Origin of the sequence: Mycobacterium sp. 1245499.0, from assembly GCF_001673615.1 — a bacterium.
GTDB classification, from domain to species: Bacteria; Actinomycetota; Actinomycetes; order Mycobacteriales; family Mycobacteriaceae; genus Mycobacterium; species Mycobacterium europaeum_A.
Genome location: NZ_LZMG01000020.1, coordinates 1 through 551, shown reverse-complemented (window position 1 = coordinate 551; position 551 = coordinate 1). Strand labels below are relative to the sequence as shown.

Below are 551 nucleotides of genomic sequence, written 5' to 3'. Positions count from 1 at the left end.
GCCGTCGATCCGGTACCGATGACCGCGTCGTTGACCAGGGCGGTGACGCGCAGGTCCAGCTTGCCGGGAGACGCGGAGTCGCGATACGGCTCGAGCTCGTCGGGGGTGACCAGGTAGGGGCCCAGCGTCACCCCGCTGTCCTTGCCCTTGCCCTGACCGATCCCCAGCTGGCTTTCCATCTGCTGCAGATCGCGCGCGGACCAGTCGTTGAAGATGGTGTAGCCGATGATGGCCTGTTCGGCCTGCTCGACGGTGAGATCCTTTCCGCCGGTCCCGATCACCGCGGCAATCTCCAATTCGAAGTCCTGCCAAGCGCTTCCGGGTGCCGTCGGGGCGTCGTCGTACGGGCCCAATACCGTTGTCGGGCAGGCGAAGTAGAACGCGGGAATGCGGTACCAGGTGTCGGCGAGCACCCGCCCGGCACCCAGTGCGGCTTGGCAGTTGCGCATGTGGTCCAAAAAACACAGGGAATCGCGGATCGACGGCGGGCGCGGAATCGGTGCCAGCAGTCGCGCGTCGGCGAGCGGGACGGTCGCCGACGGGGTGCGCTG

The 551-nt window shown here is 67.3% G+C and carries 1 protein-coding gene; it reads right to left on the bottom strand.

Annotated elements, in window-relative coordinates; all coding sequences use genetic code 11:
• A partial coding sequence (locus A5646_RS00710) for a fumarylacetoacetate hydrolase family protein (protein WP_197505082.1) occupies window positions 1-551 on the bottom strand: 551 nt, incomplete at both ends.